At 64.1% G+C, this 13844-nt stretch carries 11 protein-coding genes and 1 pseudogene; 4 read left to right on the forward strand and 8 right to left on the reverse strand.

The window, feature by feature from the left end; all coding sequences use genetic code 11:
- Nucleotides 1-6: 6 nt before the first annotated feature.
- Nucleotides 7-2565: a GumC family protein gene (locus ACSQ3L_RS30015; protein WP_436163217.1), complete on the reverse strand. Its 2559-nt coding sequence runs from the start codon at nucleotides 2563-2565 to the stop codon at nucleotides 7-9.
- 198 nt (nucleotides 2566-2763) lie between these two features.
- On the opposite strand from ACSQ3L_RS30015, the gene ACSQ3L_RS30020 reads away from it, so the two are divergent.
- On the forward strand, nucleotides 2764-4059 hold the full coding sequence (locus ACSQ3L_RS30020; protein ID WP_436163218.1) for a lipopolysaccharide biosynthesis protein: 1296 nt from the start codon (nucleotides 2764-2766) through the stop codon (nucleotides 4057-4059).
- Between the two features lie 2 nt (nucleotides 4060-4061).
- Here the strand turns inward: ACSQ3L_RS30020 and ACSQ3L_RS30025 are convergent, their stop codons facing one another.
- Genes ACSQ3L_RS30025 through ACSQ3L_RS30035 form a run of 3 tightly spaced genes read right to left on the reverse strand, consistent with a single transcriptional unit; the run spans nucleotide 4062 to nucleotide 6951 of the window.
- A complete protein-coding gene (locus ACSQ3L_RS30025; protein ID WP_436163219.1) occupies nucleotides 4062-4991 on the reverse strand; it encodes a DUF6492 family protein in 930 nt (309 codons plus the stop codon).
- Nucleotides 4988-5782: a WecB/TagA/CpsF family glycosyltransferase gene (locus ACSQ3L_RS30030; protein WP_436163220.1), complete on the reverse strand. Its 795-nt coding sequence runs from the start codon at nucleotides 5780-5782 to the stop codon at nucleotides 4988-4990. The genes ACSQ3L_RS30025 and ACSQ3L_RS30030 overlap by 4 nt, the downstream gene beginning before the upstream one ends.
- Nucleotides 5779-6951 (reverse strand): glycosyltransferase family 4 protein, encoded by a 1173-nt coding sequence (locus ACSQ3L_RS30035; protein WP_436163221.1) that lies wholly within the window; start codon nucleotides 6949-6951, stop codon nucleotides 5779-5781. The genes ACSQ3L_RS30030 and ACSQ3L_RS30035 overlap by 4 nt, the downstream gene beginning before the upstream one ends.
- A gap of 172 nt (nucleotides 6952-7123) precedes the next feature.
- Between ACSQ3L_RS30035 and ACSQ3L_RS30040 the strand changes: the two genes are divergently transcribed.
- From ACSQ3L_RS30040 to proC, 3 genes are read left to right on the forward strand one after another with little or no spacing between them, the layout of a single operon-like run.
- Nucleotides 7124-8122, forward strand: coding sequence for a glycosyltransferase family 2 protein (locus tag ACSQ3L_RS30040; RefSeq protein WP_436163222.1), 999 nt, complete (start codon nucleotides 7124-7126; stop codon nucleotides 8120-8122).
- A complete protein-coding gene (locus ACSQ3L_RS30045) occupies nucleotides 8091-9434 on the forward strand; it encodes an O-antigen ligase family protein (RefSeq protein WP_436163223.1) in 1344 nt (447 codons plus the stop codon). Before ACSQ3L_RS30040 ends, ACSQ3L_RS30045 begins: the two co-directional genes overlap by 32 nt.
- A 35-nt stretch (nucleotides 9435-9469) precedes the next feature.
- On the forward strand, nucleotides 9470-10285 hold the full coding sequence (proC, locus tag ACSQ3L_RS30050) for a pyrroline-5-carboxylate reductase (protein WP_436163224.1): 816 nt from the start codon (nucleotides 9470-9472) through the stop codon (nucleotides 10283-10285).
- A gap of 8 nt (nucleotides 10286-10293) precedes the next feature.
- On the opposite strand, the gene ACSQ3L_RS30055 is transcribed toward proC, so the two are convergent.
- The 4 genes and pseudogenes from ACSQ3L_RS30055 to ACSQ3L_RS30070 form a co-directional block, all read right to left on the reverse strand.
- Complete coding sequence (locus tag ACSQ3L_RS30055; RefSeq protein WP_436163225.1) at nucleotides 10294-10686, reverse strand: type II toxin-antitoxin system VapC family toxin; 393 nt, start codon at nucleotides 10684-10686, stop codon at nucleotides 10294-10296.
- Entirely contained in the window at nucleotides 10686-10928 is a 243-nt protein-coding gene (locus ACSQ3L_RS30060) for a type II toxin-antitoxin system VapB family antitoxin (protein ID WP_436163226.1), read from the reverse strand. The genes ACSQ3L_RS30055 and ACSQ3L_RS30060 overlap by 1 nt, the downstream gene beginning before the upstream one ends.
- Before the next feature lie 63 nt (nucleotides 10929-10991).
- Nucleotides 10992-12304, reverse strand: a pseudogene (locus ACSQ3L_RS30065) (NAD(P)H-dependent oxidoreductase).
- An 85-nt stretch (nucleotides 12305-12389) separates the two neighbouring features.
- A complete protein-coding gene (locus ACSQ3L_RS30070) occupies nucleotides 12390-13784 on the reverse strand; it encodes a multicopper oxidase family protein (RefSeq protein WP_436163227.1) in 1395 nt (464 codons plus the stop codon).
- Nucleotides 13785-13844: the final 60 nt, after the last annotated feature.

The raw sequence follows: 13844 nt of genomic DNA on the forward strand, positions 1-13844 counted from the left end.
TGTGGCTCAGAAATACCTGCGGCGCGCCCGGCTCTCGGTGAGTTCGCGAACCGCTTCACGAAATTCGCGCAGGCTGGCGCGGATTTCCTCGATTGGCGCTTGCTGCTCGACGTCCTCCACAGCCCGCCGCGGCTCCGATCGCTGATGAGGCTGAGGCCCCTGCTGCGGGATAGGCGGCTGCGGATAAGGCGTGGAAGCAGGCTGAGGCGGATATGGCGTCTGCCCGGCATTGGAGGCAGGCATGGGCTGCGGACGGGGATAGCTGGGCTGCTGCATATAGGCCAGCGGCTGCGCGTAGGGATAGAGTTGCGGACCCGAATGCGGTCGCTGCGGCATCATCGGAGGCGATGGCGGTTGCGCCGGCTGCTGCGCTTGAGGGGCGCGGCCGCCCGGCTGAAAAGGCGGAGGCGGGTAGGCTGCAGCAACCGGCTGCCGAGGCGCGAAGGCCGGTGCCGGCTGCGGAAAAGCGGGGGACGCCGGATCGGACGTTGGCTTCCTGTTTTCAGCGGAGACCCACTCACCGCCATCGAAGGGTTCTTCGGAGGACGGCTCGCGGGACACGGCCTTATGCAGCCTCGACAGCAAGGCACCGATCCGGCCGGGACCTTCGGCCGGCGCGACCTCGGCCTGCTGGACGGGCGGCGGTGCGGCCGGCGGTGGCGGCGCTGGCGGGGGTGCCGATGGCTGCGGTGTTGGTGGTTGTGGCGCCGGTGGCGGTGCTGCCCGATACGGCTTGTCCTCGTAGCTCGTACGGCGTTCGTCCGTGCCGCGGTCGCGGCGCGATCGCGAATTGGCGGTATCGCGCAGGCTCTCATAGGCTCCACGCATGGCACCGAGCCCAATGCCGGAGGCAAAGCCCAGCAACAGCCCGGCAAGCGCCACCACGACCCGCGACGGCCCGTTCGGCTCAAGCGGCGCGAAGGCCTTCGAGATCACGTTGATGTTGGCGGTGTTGATGTCCTTCTGCTCGCCGGTCTCCTTGGCGCGCAGCAGATACTGTTCGTAGACGGAACGTTTGGCAGCCGCTTCACGCTCCAGTTCGCGCATCGACACCAGATCGCTGTTGACGTCGCCGCTGCGAACCTTCAGCTGCGCCAGGCGAGAGGCGAGATCCTGTTCGAGCTGGACCGCGCGCTTGAGGTCGACCTGCAGCGACGAGCCGATGCGGCGCAGCTCGGCGGCGATGCGGTCGCGTGCGCCGTCAATCTGTGCATTGAGTGCCTGGAGTTCGGGGTGACGTGGGCCGAACCGGATGGCGGCGCGGTCAGCCTCCTGCTTGAGCGACGCATATTGCGAACGCAGATCGCTCATCGTGTTGGAGTTGATCTCCTCCGGCAAGGTGCCGGTCAGGACCGAGTTGACGTCGACCGAACGCGCCGAAGCGGCCCGGGCGTTGAGTTCCAGCGTTCGGGCGCGCGCAATCGACAGCTGCTCGTTGAGCTTCAGCATTTCGTCGTCGCTGATGAGGTGGCCCTGCGCATCGACAAGGTCGTGCGAGGCCCTGAAATCCTCGACCTTGCGCTCGGCCGCCTCGACGCCCTTGCGCAACTCGTCAAGCCTGGCCGTCAGTTCGTCGGTGGCGCGGCCGGCTGTGTTCGACTGGATCTGGCCAAAGGTCTGCAGGAAGACATCCGTCATCGTGTTGGCGATGAGGGCCGATTTTTCGCCATTCTGCGTGGTGGCACTGACGGTGATGACGAAGGTCTTGCCGCCACGCTCGACCGACAGGCTCTCGGCGAGATTGCCGACAGCAAGCGCACGGCGGCGGCTGTCGTCGACACCGCCCGGCCCGTCATTGCGAGACAGGACGGAGCGGATAAGCGACATGACGCTGAGGCCGCCTCCGCCTTGCCCATTGAATTCCGGGTCATTGACGAGGTTGAGCTTGTCGACGACCTTGTTGAGAACGGTGCCTGATGTCAGCACCCGGACCTGGTTTTCGACGATGGCCAGCGTGGCGTCGGAGGCGACGACCGACTGGGTCAGGTCGCGGTCGGTGAGCTTCAGGTCGCGCGGATCGACGATCAGTTCGGTGGTGGCTTCGTATTTCTTCGGCGTCGACAGCGCGATGGCGATGCCGAGCGCGGCACCCAGTATCGTTGTCGTTACGATCAGCGCTTTCGACTTGCCAACACCACGGACGACCTGCATCGGATCGATCAGCGGCTTCCACTGCTGGCTGTCCGGGCCGTCGTTGTGGGACGCCGGCGCGTCGCCTGAATGGGATGGTTCGGAGGTACGATCGGGGCGATAGGTGCCAACGGTTTCGGCGGCAGCAGGCTGTGTCCGAGAGGTGGCGTGCGCATGGCTCGCTGACGAAGCGGGTTCATAGCCAGCCTGATACCCGTCCGTTGCAGCCGGATCCGACAGCTTCGGGTTCGTCGGCGTCTCGCGCCGTGACCGGGCGAGGCGATGGCGCGTCGCGGCATCCTCGCGCCACGACGGGTCCGCGCGATCGCCGATCGAGACCAGTGACGCGTCGGGTTCGTCACCGCGCACAGCCTGGCCAAGTGCCAGCAACGAGCGCTCGCGCTTCCAGTCTTCGCGGTTTTCCCTGTCGACCATCGTCTGGAACTTTACCCTTGGCGACCTGCGAACGGCGATTGGCCATTCGTTAAGCCACGCTAAACAGGCATGGAAAACAAAAGGTTAATTTTCCCGCGCCGGCGGCAAGGTTTCTCTCTTTGGTTGCATCTATTTTCAACGCAATCTCAAGCTCCAGAACGGCACGTTAAGCTTTCCGGCCTAGGCTCTCCCTGAGACATGACGCAGGCCAGTGACATACCGCAAAGGCGGCCCCTCGCCCGGATCGGCGGCTTTTTGGCCGAACGACGGGGGCTGCTTCGCGACTATTTCTCGGCGATCAGCGGCGCCGGCGGGCGGCTGGTGTTTTCGCTGGCCTATTTCATCGCGCTGGCCAACACGCTGTCCATTTCCGAGTTCGGCATGTTCGCCACCGCATCGGCGGCCGGCGTCATGCTGTCGCGCATCCTCGCCTTCGGTTTCATCTCGGCGCTCTACCGCACCGCCACCATCCGTCCCAACCTGATCGGCACCTTCACCGCCGGCTTCCTGCTGCTCGGCGTATTGTCGCTGCCGCTGCTGGCCGCGGCCTCGTTCGGCGTCTATCTGCTTTTCTTCGCCAACACCGTGCCGCTGTCGGTGTTTGCCGCAATCGTCTTTGCCGAAGCGCTGCTGTGGCGGCCGGTGGAAGTGGCGCTGATCGTCAACAACGGCCTGGGCAAATTCGGCCGCGCCGCGCTGCTGGCCATCCTGGCGACGGCGTTGCGGGCGCTTGGCGCGGTGCTGTTCATGTTCTGGGCGCAACACAGCGTCTGGATATGGTCGTGGTTCTACATCGGCGCCAATGCCGCCTCGTTGATATTGGCTTTCGGCTGGTTCTATCCGCGACAGCGGCTGCGGCTGCGCATCGAGCTGTATTTGCGGCGGCTGGCTGATTCGATCTACGTGGCCGGCGCCGAAGTGCTGTTCTACCTGCAGATGGAGTTCGACAAACTGCTGGTTCTCGCGATCGGCGGACCGCATCTGGCCGGCATCTACGCCATCATCATGCGGCTGGTCGACCTGACCGCCATTCCGATCCGCACCTTCTCGATGATGCTGGTGCAACGTATGATGCGCGCGCCGGAGCTGCTGTCACGGCTGGCGGTCAAGAGCGGCATTGAAGGCGGCGTGTTCGCGGTGTCGACGCTGGCGCTGCTGACACTTGGCATCGTGCTGCATTTCTTCCCCAATGCGCTCGGCAAGAATGTCGCCGAGGCGGCCCCGCTGGTGGTGCTGGCGATCTGCGTGCCGGGACTGCGCAATCTGGTCGAATACCAGGCCGAGCTTTTGTTCGCACGCGGCCAGACGCTGGTGCGGGCGCTCAATCTCGGCCTGCTCGCTGGGCTGAAGGCGCTGTTGCTGACCTATGTGCTGACAACCATCCTCGACACGCCGGACCTGGTGCTGTCGCTCAACGTCGTCTTCCTGCTTCTGTATCTCGCCTCGACGCTGCTCACCTATTCGGCGATGCGCAAGCCGGCGAAGCCGATCTAGCACTACGAGCGGTCGAGCCCAATCAAACGGCGGATGCGGCCGATATCGGTGCCGATGAAGGATTGCATGCCGATCGCCACCTGCTCCGGCTCCATGGAAGCAACGAAGCGGCGGAACTCGTCGTCCGACAGCGCTTCGCCGGTCCAGTGGACGCGGCAGAACTCTTCCGAGCCGTGGAAGTGGCCGGCGCCCTGCAGCAGATCGTCGACATAACGGCCGTAGATCATGCATTCGGAGAATTTGCGCGCCGAGCCGACGACCTCGACCCAGTCGCGGCCATGGACCTTCTCGATCCGGCCACATATGGCCAGCACGGTGTCGCGCCGCCAGGCGACCAGCGTCGAGATGTAGTCGTGGACCGATGTCCGGGACGGATCGATGCCGAGTGCCGACCCCGCGTTGCGCGACCAAATGCGATGCTCTTCATGGCCTTCGTCCGCCAGCACACCGTCGCGGCGGAACAGCCGCGCCTTGCCGTCGCGCCAGAAGGCGCCGCAGTCGAAAGGTTTGAGGAAAGCGACGTCGGAATCGCAGAAGATAAAAATGTCTTCCCCAGCGTGCGCGGCAATCGCAATGCGGCGCAATTGCTGCACGTGCCAGCCGCGCAACGGCTGGGTCTTCAGGCTGAGCCAGACGCGCCGGCGAAACAGGCTGAGCGGATCGTCGAAGGCATGCAGCCAGCGCGGCAGCAATTCCCGCTCATCGACGACTCTGCGACGGCCGGTCTCCAATTGGCGAAACAGCCTGACATCGCGATGTTCGACCAGGATGTAGTGGTGCGCAGCGCCGGAAACGTGGCGGTCAAGTGTCTCGCACAATAGGCGGCAGCGCTCGAAATCGGGCGCGTAGCTTGCCGTCACTATTGCCGCCGTCGGTATCTGCCGCAGCGGGCTCGGCTCTACAGCGGCGCCTGGCACGAACCTGCTGTTCAATTGCTGTCTCCCGCGGCTTCGGGTGTCCGCGAAAATCTCTGCCTGGCAACACGCAGCAGGAACAGCGGATTGCCGACAACGTAGCGGCGCCACAGGCGGCTCGGTTCGACAGCCAACCGAAACAGCCATTCGAGCCGCAGCCGGCGCATCCACAAGGGCGCCCGGGGCACCGCGCCGCTCAGGAAATCGAGCAATGCGCCGACGGCGATCGGCAGCGTGCAGTGGCGTGCGTCGATGTGGCGTTCGATCCACAATTCCTGGCGCGGTACACCCATGGCAACGAGCAGCACGTCAGGCCGCAGCGCGGCGATCCGGTCGACGATTTCCTGCTCCTGCGAAGCGGGGAAATAGCCGTCATGGATCACCACGAAGCTATGCTGCACGGCCAGTGCCGCCAGCTTGACCGACGCCGCTTCGGCGTTGACGCGCGTCGCGCCGAGCAGCCCGACGGTCAGCGGTGTCGTCGAGGCCTGCAGGAAGGCGGGGACGAAATCGGTGCCGTTGAGATTGTCCGGAAACGGCGCCCCGTAAAGGAGCCTCGCCGCCAGATCGACACCGATGCCGTCGGGCAGGATGAGGAAATCATCGAGCGCCTGGGCGAACACCGGGTCGGTATAGGCGATGTTGGCGTTGTGAGCGTTGAGGAAACTGACCTTGGTGAAGCGCTGCTCGGCAATCAGCCGGTTCAGCAGGACGATGGCATCGTTCCAGCGGATCGCAACCACCGGGATGCCGAGGATCGTCTTCAGCATGTCGAGCCCGAACGCGACGCGGGCGGAATGCATGTTCATGCAAGCGCCTCCTGCCTGGCGTGTCCGAGCTTTTCGAGGCCGTGCCGGATGGCGGCATCGAGAGCCTTGATTTGCGAACGCCGGAATGCGCTGCCGTCGACGTCACGGATGTCGGCGGCCGCGGCCTCCAACGCCCTGGCGAAGGCAACGGGATCATCGGTGACGACGCAATTGGCCGGACGGTGGTCGATGCCGCGCAGCGAGCGGCTGGTGGCGACGGAAGGCAGGCCGAGCTCGAAGGTTTCGATGGTCTTCAACTGGACGCCACTGCCGGCGGTGCTGATCAGCGGGATGACGGCAGCATTACGCACGAAAGCCTGCGCGTCGGGCACGCGGCCGACAAATTCGACACCCGGATGCTTCGACGTGACGCCCGAAGGCATGTGGCCGGCGACGCGGATGCGGAAACCGGGCCGCAGATGCGGTACGACCTTCTCCAGGAACCAGTCGAGGCCGATGCGGTTCGGCTGCCAGGTCCAGGTGCCGATCAGGGCGGCGTCGCAGTCTATGCGGCGCGGGCCTTTCGGGGTTGGCGCCTGGGCACCGATCACCAGTGGCAGCACCGCCGAGCGATCGTCGGAGGCGACACTGAGTGCGGCGCGGTCTTCCTCCGCCAGGGTGAAGACGAAGCGTGCCCGGCGGCAGAGACGCTCTTCCATGACCTTGAGCAACCTCGCCTCACGGCGAAACAGCAGGCGCTGGAAGAGGCTGCCAGCGGCAGCGGCGTTCTCCCGCGCCGAAAGATGCTCGACATTGTGGGCAACAAAGATCGAAGGCCGGTCAGCGAACAGCTTTTCGAAGGCGCCCGCTAGCTGCACGGAATTCAGGACATAGCCGTCGACCGGACCGGCGCTCTCTATGGCAGCGACAACATCGGTGTCGGAGACGGCGCGCAGCTTGACCGACGCGAAGGTGAGACCCGAAAGCAGCGCCTTGCCGACCCAGGCCAGCTTTTGCCGTGCGGAGGCATTGTCCGTGCGCACGTCGATCGCACCCAGCACCACGGTGTTTTCGGGATCGGCCGCGGGTTTTCCCGGCCAGGTGAAGCCGATGACGGTGACGCGCGCGCCAGCGCGCCGCAAGGCGGCGATGATCGCAGCGTTGGCGATCTCGTAGCCCGAGGCGAGAGCGCCGTCGGGCACGATCGATGTGGCGAACAGCAGATGCATCTCACCTATCCTGTGGTGTAGCCGGTAGCAAAGTGCGGTGAACCCTTGATTAAGCGGGCACAATCAACGACCGAAAGCCCCCGCTTGCCGGCGTTCTCCGTGCAAGGTGATTAACGAAACCTTATCAACCGCGGTGCTACCAGAGCCCAACTCACCATGTGGCTGGACGCGGATGATCCCTTTGCCATCGGACGGTTCGGTATCGATCGCGGGGCGCACGCCACGGCTTGACGTCGAGGCCGTCGAAGCGGTCGTCACCTTGCCGACCTTCAAGCGGCCCGAGCAGGTGCTGGAAACGCTGGCGTCGCTGCACGCGCAGCAAACCGGCAGGTGCTTTGCCGTCATCGTCATGGAAAACGAAGCCGAGGCGCGCGCCGGCGCCAAGGCGGCACTGCCGCTGTTCGAGCGCGGCGAGATACCAGGCCTGGTCATCGTCGCGCATGATCGCGGCAATTGCAGCGCCTACAATGCCGGCTGGCAGACGGCGATCCAGCTATTCCCCAACTTCAGGCACCTGCTGGTCATCGACGATGACGAGATCGCCGATCCGCAATGGCTGGAACGGATGTGCCGGGCTGCCGAAACGCTCGACGCCGATATTGTCGGCGGCCCGCAGGTGCCCGTGTTTGCCGATCCAGCCCATGCGAGATGGGCCGAGCATCCGGTGTTCGCACCGCCTTACCGGGAGACAGGGCGCGTTCCGGCACTCTATTCGTCCGGCAATCTTCTGGTCGGGCGCAACGTGCTGATCGCCATGGGTCCGCCCTTTCTCGATCTGAAATTCAACTTCATGGGCGGCGGCGACTCCGATTTCCTGAGCCGGGCAGCGCAGCGCGGTTTCGTGCTTGGCTGGTGTGCTGAAGCGCAAGTGCAAGAAACCGTTCCGGCCCGGCGTGTCGAAGCCGACTGGATTCGTGCCCGCAGCCTGCGCAACGGCGTGATCTCGACACTGGTCGAAAAGAAGAAGCGCGCCGGCATGCCGCTAGCCGGCGCCAAGGTGTTGCTGAAGAGCCTGGCGCTGCTTGCCGCCTCGCCGTTTCGCGGCCTGATCCGGCTGGTGCGGACGCGATCGCCGGCGATCGCCATCTACCCCGTCCATGTGGCGCTGGGCCGCGTGCTGGCCGAATTCGGATATGCCAATGAGCAATACCGTCAGCCTGAGAAAAACTGAGCGCGCGCCACTCAGCGCCGCGTTCACGCGCGAAGGCGTGGCCACGGCTATTGCCGCGCTGCTGTTCACCGTCATCATGGTGTCCTTCCGGCCGTTCCAGCCGGCCGGTGCCGAACTCACCGGTCAAGGCGGCGACATCGTCAACCAGCTCGGCTTCGGTTCGCTCGGCGCCATGTCGATCTTCTCGCTGATGGCGTTTGCCGATCCGCGTGTGGTGCGCTCGCTGCTCAGCCCGTCCTGGATGCTGATGCTGGGCTTCTTTTTCCTGTCGGTGATCCTGTCGACCGATCCGTCTTCGGCCGTGCGCGCCGCTTCCTTCACCCTGATCGGCATCCTGACGATGGCAACGATCCTGGTGCTGCCGCGCGACGCCGAGGCCTTCTCGAAGGTCATCATCTTCACCGCCGTCGTGGTCATGGGCCTTTCCTATCTCGGCCTGATCGTCTTTCCGCACGAGGCGATGCACACCGCCGACTCACAGGAGCCCGAACATGCCGGCCTGTGGCGCGGCGTGTTCACCCACAAGAACATCGCCGGCCCGATCATGGCCTGCCTCAGCTTCGCAGGCCTGTATCTCTACCGGCGCGGGCAGCGGTATTGGGGCGCCGGGATCTTCTTCGCGGCGATGGTCTTCATGCTGCACACCGGCTCAAAGACGACCGCCGGCCTGGTGCCGTTCTCGATCCTGATCGTGATGTTCCCAAGCCTGCTGGGCATGCGGCTCGGCACGCCGATCCTGTTTGCGCTGGCGATCATCGCCACGGCGGTCGGCACGCTGGGTATCGTCTTCCTGCCACCGATAAAACATCTGGCGGCGATCTATTTCCCCGATATGACCTATACCGGCCGCACGACGCTGTGGGAATTCGCCGGCAGCATGCTGGCGAAGAAGCCATGGACCGGCTACGGCTATGAAAGCTTCTGGGGCACGCCGCTGCTGCTCAACCAGGACCAGCCCTTCGACCGGCCATGGGACATCAGAACCATCGTCCACGGCCATGACGGCTATCTCGACATCGCCGTGCTGATGGGCATTCCAGCACTTTGCGTGGCGGTCTACACCTTCCTCATCGCGCCGTTGCGCGATTACATGCGCATTCCGCTGCGCAGGGAAAATATCTTTCTCGGCGACTTCTTCATGATGGTGGTGCTGTTCACGGCGCTCAATGCCTTCCTCGAAAGCTTCTTCTTCCATCGCGGCGACCCGGTCTGGCTGTTCTTCGTGCTCGGCGTGCTTGGCCTCAGGCAAGTCTCGCTGCGGCCGATCGCGGTGCGCGATCCCGATGACAGGGCTTCCCCAGGGAAGCGCTAGCGTCTATGTGAAGGTCTTCCTCCGGAGGGCTTTCAATGACGATCAGGCTTGTTCTCGCCGGCTGCGGCAATATGGGTTACGCCATGCTCTCGGGCTGGCTGAAATCAGGCAAGCTTGCACCGTCGGCGGTTTTCGTAGTCGAGCCCAATGCCGATCTGCGCAAGCGCGCCGCCGCACTAGGTTGCGGCACTGCGGCCGATGCCGGTGCCATTCCGGCCGACGCCGTGCCCGATCTCGTCGTCATCGCGGTGAAGCCGCAGGTGATCCGCGACGTCACCGCCGCCTACAAACGCTTCGGCGACGGCCGCACCACCTTCGTCAGCATCGCCGCGGGAACACCGGCCGCCACCTTCGAGGAAATCCTGGGCAATCGCGCGCCGGTCGTGCGCTGCATGCCCAACACGCCCGCGGCGATCGGCAAGGGCATGATGGTGGTGTTTTCCAACAAGCGGGTTTCCGACGATACCAAGCGGTTCGTCGCCGACCTTTTGTCGGCGAGCGGCGAAGTGGCCACCATCGACGATGAGGGCCTGATGGATGCGGTGACCGCCGTGTCCGGATCGGGGCCGGCCTACATCTTCCATTTCATCGAAGCGCTGACCGTGGCAGCCGAGAAGGCCGGACTGCCGGCGGCGACCGCCAAGCTGCTCGCCATGCAGACCGTCTACGGTGCCGCCTCGCTCGCCGCCGAAAGCGGCGAGGAACCGGGTGTGCTGCGCCAACAGGTCACCAGCCCCAACGGCACGACGGCGGCGGCGCTAGCCGTTCTGATGGGCGAGGACAGGCTGACCAACCTGCTGACGCAGGCGGTGGAGGCAGCGCGACTCAGGTCTGTCGAACTGGGGAAGTAAACGGACGTCTAAGCGAGATCCGTGTGGGAAAAGTCGTTGCCCTTGTAGAGCAAGGCCGAGCCATGACTCTTTGCGCAAGCGTAGGATAGGCAATCCGCGAGGTTGAGCTGAGCGGGATGCCCGCGCCCCTTCCCGTAGTCCGAGAATGCTTGAATCGCCAACTTGGCATCGCCGGCGCCGATCGGCACAATTTCGATTTCAGCCTCGCGCAGAAAAGCCTCTATCGCCGCTTCTACAATAACAGGCTCGATAGCAAGCATGGTGGAGAGCCGCATCGCTGCTTCGAGCACGACTAGCGCGGAGGTTATTTTGTGTGGTGTTGCCTGGATCCGATTGCTCCATTCGCCAGCATCCTCTTCTCTCGAAAGAATTGCGACAACGACAGAAGTGTCGACGAACATCAGGAATGTCCCCACATGTCGTCGATCTCATCCTTACTTACAGGCCGGCCGCCCTGGCCGGCTTTGGCCTTTAAATCCTCGGCGATGGCAGCAAGCCGCTCCGCCAGGGGAACGCGTCCGCTTTCCCGTTTCAATTCAGACTCAAGCGCTTCGATTACCGCCTCGGTCATGGAAATCTTGCGTTTGGCGGCGAGCCGTCGTGCCAGTTCACGCGCGCGCGGGTCCCTAATCTGGAGATTCATTGGCGTCCTCATCGGCATCTGCACTACAATATAGTGCATTTGTCATGACAGCGCCATAACGGGCTATTTTCCGTACAGCATCTCGTCCTGCAGTCGGCGCAGGGCGAACAGCCTCGTCGTCTGGTCAGGCGCGGCATTGTCGGCGGTCAGCAACTCGCCTTTCCTGACCGGTTTCAGCACCTTGCCGCCCTCGAGCAGGCCGACCGGCACGGCGCGCTGGGCGCGGGCTTCGCCGACGGTCATGGTCCAGGAGCGGTAGCAGGTCTCGCCGATCGCATCGAAGGTCTCGCCCGCGGCGAGGTCGCGCTTGGCGACGGCGCACACCTCGGCGACCGGCCGCGGCAGCGGCACCATGTCGGGCTTGCCGAAAAGGACGATGCGGGCGGCGGTCAGCGGCACCTCAAGCGAGGTCAGATGATAGGGCCGGAACAGGCTGTAATAGGGGCCGTGGCCGATATGCAGATCGTCCATGCGCTCGATGATGCGCGGATGCGTCGCCTCGACGATGACGAAGACGCCGGGCGCGACGCCCTTACCGACCGTGTAGTCGACGACGCCTTTCTTCAGCAATAGCCCACCATCCTCGCGCGGGATCAGCACCTTGGCGAGGTCGTCGCGGTCGGCCTTCGGGCCATGCATGCCGGGCACATCCGGCACCAGCCCGGTGGCATTGGCGATGGCGCACATCTCGACCATCGTCTTGGAACCGTCGACGAACTCGACCAGCATACGCGGGTTCATGTTGCGGCGAATCGCTTCCGCGCGATAGTCGCCGGCATGGCGTCGTGGTTGAGCGGGTTGTTCTTGCCCTTGCCGGCCGAAACGATGGTCAGCCCGAGCGCCGACGCAAACTCGATCAGTTCCATGCAACTCGACGGCTCGTCGCCCGCACCCACCGAATAGACGACGCCAAGCCGGTCGGCTTGCTGCTTGAGATAGCAGCCGATGGTGACATCGGCCTCGACGTTCATCATCACCAGATGCTTGCCATGCTCCATCGCCTTCAGGTCGAAATCGGCGGCGACCCCCGGCTTGCCGGTGGCGTCGATGACGACGTCGATCAACGGATTGGTGACCAGCATCTCGTTGGAGGTGATGGCGATCTTGCCGCTCTCGATGGCGCCGGTGACTTTCGACGCGGTGTCGGCTTCGAGCGCCATGGCTTCATCGCCATAGGCGATACGGATCGCATCGCGCGCGGTGTGCGGGCGGCGCGTCGAGACGGCGCAGACCGAAATGCCCGGCATCAGCATGCCTTGCGTGACAAGATCGGTGCCCATTTCGCCCGAGCCGATGACGCCGATGCGCACTGGGCGACCCTCGGCGGCACGCCTGGCGAGATCGCGGGCAAGGCCGGTCAGGGCAACATTGGTCATGCAGGAATGTCCACAGCTTCGTGATTTGGAGGCGGCAATAGCAGGGAACCGCCCCCTTTTGCCAATGAAACCGTCTGATGTCGCTTCAAACCACCCTGACGTAGCTCGTCATGCCCGATTTCTGATGCTCGATGATGTGGCAGTGCAGCAGCCAGTCGCCGGGATTGTCGGCGACGAAGCCGAGCTGAACCTTCTCGTTGGGCTGGATGAGATATGCGTCGGAAATCACAGGCTGAACCGGGCGCGTCGAGGATGACAGCACCTTGAAGCTCATGCCGTGCAGATGCATGGGGTGGGATTGCGGCGTCAGGTTCTCCATGTCGATGACGTAGCTTTGGCCAAGCTTCAATTCGGCCAGCGGCGCGGTCGGATCCGGCGTATCGCCGGGCCACGGCACCTTGTTGATGGCCCAGAAACTGTAGCCTAGCGAACCGCAGATGCCATCGCTCGGGACGTTTTCCGCCGTGGCGCTCAGAGCCAGGGAAATATGCTTGGCGCCGGCGAGATCCACTTCCGCCACCGGATTGACCTCCAGCGGAGCGACATCACGAATGTCCCGTTTGAGGGATTTTCCTGTCGCGCGCAGGGTTGCCAGGATTTTTGGCTTGGTGCCCCTGACGTCCCTCAGGCTGACGATCGCACCCTCCTCGTCGGGCATGCGGATAGCCAGCTCCATGCGCTGGCCGGGTCCAAGCAACAAGGCATCGGGTGAAAAACGCTCAGGCACCGGATTGCCGTCCAGTGCGATGACAGTCGCTTCCGCACCGTCGATGCGAAAAGCGTAGATCCGTGTAACGTCGGTGATAGCGACGCGCAGCCGCGCCAGCCCGCCGGCCGGCGCATCATATTGCGGCTGATCGAGCCAGTTGGCGGTACGCACCGTGCCGTAAGTGCCGGTTCTGGCGGCGTCGCGCGGCCGGAACTGGTCGATGAACTGGCCGTCGTCGCCGAGGCGCCAGTCGCGCAGATTGAGGACGATTTCGGCATCGAATTCCGGATCGCCGGGGTTTTCGACCACGATCACGCCCGTCAGGCCGTGGCCCATCTGCTCCAGCGTGTTGCAATGTGGGTGATACCAGAAGGTGCCGGCGTCGGGCGGGGTAAAGGCGTAATCGAAATGATCGCCGGTATAGACATAGGGCTGGACCAGGAACGGCACGCCGTCCATCTTGTTTGGAACGCGTATGCCGTGCCAGTGGATCGTCGTCGGATCGTCGATCGCGTTGACAAGGCGGGCAGCGAAGGGCTCGCCCTTTTTCATCCTGAGCACGGGCGGCATCCCGGCGTTGCCATAGGTCAGCACATCCCTGGTCTGGCCGACATCCATCAGCTTTGCCTGGATCCTTGCCGTCCGCAAAACCACCGGCTCAGGCGTGGCAGCAGCCCAGCCGCCAAGCCGGTCCATGGCCGAGAGCCCGATCCCGCCCGCGCCGGCAATCGCTGCCGTTTTCAAAAGTCCGCGGCGTGTGAGTAACGTCATTCGGCGCTCCAACTGGAAGGACGGCTGCCCGCGAAGGTGTAACCGTCACGCCATGGATCA

It is taken from the genome of Mesorhizobium sp. LjRoot246, from assembly GCF_964254115.1.
Lineage (GTDB): Bacteria > Pseudomonadota > Alphaproteobacteria > Rhizobiales > Rhizobiaceae > Mesorhizobium.

What these genes read in the sequence shown, in the direction of transcription:
- ACSQ3L_RS30015 (WP_436163217.1), bottom strand. Translation starts at nt 2,565, where the DNA reads ATGGTCGACAGGGAAAACCGCGAAGACTGGAAGCGCGAGCGCTCGTTG.
- ACSQ3L_RS30020 (WP_436163218.1), top strand. Translation starts at nt 2,764, where the DNA reads ATGACGCAGGCCAGTGACATACCGCAAAGGCGGCCCCTCGCCCGGATC.
- ACSQ3L_RS30030 (WP_436163220.1), bottom strand. Translation starts at nt 5,782, where the DNA reads ATGAACATGCATTCCGCCCGCGTCGCGTTCGGGCTCGACATGCTGAAG.
- ACSQ3L_RS30035 (WP_436163221.1), bottom strand. Translation starts at nt 6,951, where the DNA reads ATGCATCTGCTGTTCGCCACATCGATCGTGCCCGACGGCGCTCTCGCC.
- ACSQ3L_RS30040 (WP_436163222.1), top strand. Translation starts at nt 7,124, where the DNA reads ATGATCCCTTTGCCATCGGACGGTTCGGTATCGATCGCGGGGCGCACG.
- ACSQ3L_RS30045 (WP_436163223.1), top strand. Translation starts at nt 8,091, where the DNA reads ATGAGCAATACCGTCAGCCTGAGAAAAACTGAGCGCGCGCCACTCAGC.
- proC (WP_436163224.1), top strand. Translation starts at nt 9,470, where the DNA reads ATGACGATCAGGCTTGTTCTCGCCGGCTGCGGCAATATGGGTTACGCC.
- ACSQ3L_RS30055 (WP_436163225.1), bottom strand. Translation starts at nt 10,686, where the DNA reads ATGTTCGTCGACACTTCTGTCGTTGTCGCAATTCTTTCGAGAGAAGAG.
- ACSQ3L_RS30060 (WP_436163226.1), bottom strand. Translation starts at nt 10,928, where the DNA reads ATGAATCTCCAGATTAGGGACCCGCGCGCGCGTGAACTGGCACGACGG.
- ACSQ3L_RS30070 (WP_436163227.1), bottom strand. Translation starts at nt 13,784, where the DNA reads ATGACGTTACTCACACGCCGCGGACTTTTGAAAACGGCAGCGATTGCC.